General features: G+C 45.9%; 3 protein-coding genes and 1 pseudogene. All 4 read right to left on the minus strand.

The window, feature by feature from the left end; all coding sequences use genetic code 11:
- Nucleotides 1-29 precede the first annotated feature (29 nt).
- On the minus strand, nt 30-1,391 hold the full coding sequence (locus tag Q0174_RS06825) for an endonuclease/exonuclease/phosphatase family protein (RefSeq protein WP_298042730.1): 1,362 nt from the start codon (nt 1,389-1,391) through the stop codon (nt 30-32).
- Nucleotides 1,379-1,867: a tRNA (cytidine(34)-2'-O)-methyltransferase gene (locus tag Q0174_RS06830; RefSeq protein ID WP_297945211.1), complete on the minus strand. Its 489-nt coding sequence runs from the start codon at nt 1,865-1,867 to the stop codon at nt 1,379-1,381. The genes Q0174_RS06825 and Q0174_RS06830 overlap by 13 nt, the downstream gene beginning before the upstream one ends.
- On the minus strand, nt 1,860-2,618 hold the full coding sequence (locus Q0174_RS06835) for a hypothetical protein (RefSeq protein WP_298042731.1): 759 nt from the start codon (nt 2,616-2,618) through the stop codon (nt 1,860-1,862). Before Q0174_RS06835 ends, Q0174_RS06830 begins: the two co-directional genes overlap by 8 nt.
- Before the next feature lie 49 nt (nt 2,619-2,667).
- Nucleotides 2,668-3,151: pseudogene (locus tag Q0174_RS06840) on the minus strand (hypothetical protein); the annotation flags it as partial.

Raw genomic sequence — 3,151 nt, forward strand, 5'->3', positions numbered from 1 at the left:
CACGAAAAGCGCGGTTATAACGGCATGTATCATTCTACTATAAATTCCTTTTGCCCTTTATAAATCGTAAAATAGGCGTTTTTAAATTCTAAATTTTTGCCGTTTTGCACAGGAGCGCTTTTGCGAAAAATTCTAAACTCTCCCGCGCCTTTTAGATCAATTATGCCGTCTTCAACGTCGCCTTTGATCGTGCTTATCACATCTCCTGCGCGCAGCTGCCGCACTGATGCGCTAGGCAAAACGTATGGCGCGATAGAGACTACGTTGCCGTTTCTAGCTACGATCTCAAAATCGTCGATCTCAAAGCTTTGCTTATAAAATTTCGTCTTTTTTACTAGCAGATCGAGTTTATCGCCCAGCCGCAGCCCGCTGCCGCCGTAGACAAAAACTCCGCTTCCATCTTGGGAGATCGCAAAGCCGTGGCGGTTTGTAAAGCTCACGACTACGCCTTTTATCAGCACAGGCTCACTTATAATGCGCCCGTAAAGCTCCTCTATCGTGACGGTCTTTGCGGAGCTAGCGGTATTTTTAGCTAAAAATTCTTGCTTTCTCGGCATAGATTTTAAAGCGCCTTCGTCCGTCAGAATGAAGTTAATCGGGAAATGATCGGAAGCGGTAGAGGATTTAGCAACAGCGAAGCTGTCCTTTTTATATCCCGGCTCGCTACTAAAAAAATCGTCGCTAAGTAAGATATGATCGAGCACCGCACCGCTTTCGTGAGACTCACAAGAGCCAAAATGCTTTAACTGCGAGCAGGGATGCAGCGCCCACAAATCACTAAATCCATCGCGCTCGATAAGCTCGTTTAGTAAAGAATTTCGCCCGAAATTCGTATTAAAATCTCCCGCTACGATAGCGCGTTGGTGCCCTTGCAAAACCTCGCGTAAAAAGGCGAAATTGCGCTTGCGCTCGCTAAGCGGATTGCGCGCAGAGAGCATATGCACGACATAAAAGCTAAAATCAGCGCCGTTAAGCGCAAAATCCGCCCGCAAAATATCTCTAGTTTTAAGCTCTACTGGGCGGTAGGTTTTTTGAAATTTTATCGGTATGCGCGACATCACCGCCACGCCCGCAGGTGCAGTCTGTGCGCGCGAAAAAGCGTAGAATTTATAGCCCGCTTTCTGAGCAAGTGCTTTTAGCACAGCTTCGTTTTCGATCTCTTGCAGCCCCAAAATATCGGCATTAAGCGCGCTTATCTCATCCGCTACCGCTTGCAGCTTGCGCTCATATTTTTGCTCGCTCCATGAGCCGCGCCCGATCTCAAAATCCGCGTACTCCGTGCCGTCGTCCTTGCCATCGAATAAATTTTGCACGTTAAACGATGCGATCTTCAGCTCCGCAGCACTCGCGCCGCAGAAAAACATCGCAAAAAGTAGCGCTAAAACTCGCAAACCGCGCTCCTAAAGTCGAATTTATCGATATTTTGGCGGATCGCTTCGTAGGTTACGATACCCACGCTGGTAGCTAAATTTAAACTGCGCCCCGCCCCGCTCATCGGGATCGTGATACAGTTTTCGCGCTTTGTGCGCATGATCTCAAGCGGCAGTCCGTGCCCCTCCGAGCCGAAAATCAAAAAATCGCCCGGCTTGAATTTCGCCTCGCAGTAGAGCTTGTTCGTCTTCGTCGTCGCAAAAAAGAAGCGCTGCTTAAATTTCTCGTTCGCCGCCATAAACTCGTCCCAATTTTCCCAAATTTTAAGATCCAAGTTCGCCCAATAATCAAGCCCCGCGCGGCGCAGATGCTTATCGTCGATGAGGAATCCTAGCGGCTTGATCAAATGCAAAGGACACCCCGCATTGACGCACATGCGCCCGATGGAGCCGGTGTTTGTGTGGATCTGCGGATATACTAACACGATATTAAACATCAAAAATCACCGATTTTGAATGAGCACAATTTTGCGATTTAAAATTCCATGAGACAAGGTTTTGAGATTTAGAATTTCGAAAAGCTAAATTACTCGGCTTGGGATTTCGCGCAGTAAAGCCTTGCAAATTTGAATGGGCAAAATTCTGTAATTTGAAATTCTGCGAAATAAAATTTAGGTTCATGATTTTGCGACGCTGCAGGACGTCAGATATCTCCTTGCAACGATACGGCTCTTGCATTTTTTTGTGGTGCGGCGAGGCAACTACTTCCATAGAACAGGACGCGCGATACGGCTCGCTAAATTTTGCTTTAATGCATTTAATATGACGCAGGCTGTGAGATTTTGTGCCAAGATGTCCTAATCTGCAAAATTTCATCTCGCTGTAATGTGAGCCGTGAAATTCCGTCTCGTTGCTGCACGGCTCATATAATTTCTCACCGCAGTGATGCGATCTGCGAAATTCTCTCGATCCATAAAACTTCGCCTCGTGGGCTTTTTCGGTATGGCGGCACGACGGATGAAATTTTAATAGGTCAAATTCCGCGTCGTGAAATCCTACCGAGCTAAGCTTTGCACTATGAAATCTTACGCCGCAAAAATTTAAATTTCGCTCACCGCAAAAGATAAAATCCTGCGCAGCAAAAATCACGAAATTTTGCCTGCGATCAAAGCAAAAAGCGCATTTTTGCAAAGACGCAGCATTCTTGCAAAACGCGTAAATTTCGTCGCGACGATAGAATTTTTTCATAAAACTAGCTCCTAAATAAAACGGCGATTTTACAAAAATCTCTCTAAATTTACGCTTTTAAAGCCGCTACAAACGCCCTAATCTCCGCTTCTTGCAGCCTCTCAATCTCCTTGCCGATCGCAGCACCGCGCAGATTGCGAGCGACATCCGCGGCGCAAACCAAGCTTTTAAATTTCTTATCCCAAATCCCAAGCCGCTTTGCCGCTTGCACCCTACCTTTACAATATAGCCCGAGCCACTGCTTAAGCGGCATTTTTAGAGCGATTTTGCATAGCCGCTCGTCGCTTACCCGCTTAAAAAACGGCTCTCTAAGTAGCCTTTTATAAAGATAATTTAGCCCTAAATTCTTTAAAATTTTATCTTTATCTAATCCTAAAAAATTCAAAAACGCGTATAAAAAAAACATTTCATTTCTTACGAAAGATTCGCCGCGCTCTATGAATTGCATCAGTCGCTCGTGCACGAGCGGATCAATCTGCAATCCAAAAACCCGCTCGTAAAGCCCCAACTCTTGCATTAGCGTCATCCCATAT

It is taken from the genome of uncultured Campylobacter sp. (assembly GCF_937996225.1).
Classification (GTDB): domain Bacteria; phylum Campylobacterota; class Campylobacteria; order Campylobacterales; family Campylobacteraceae; genus Campylobacter_B.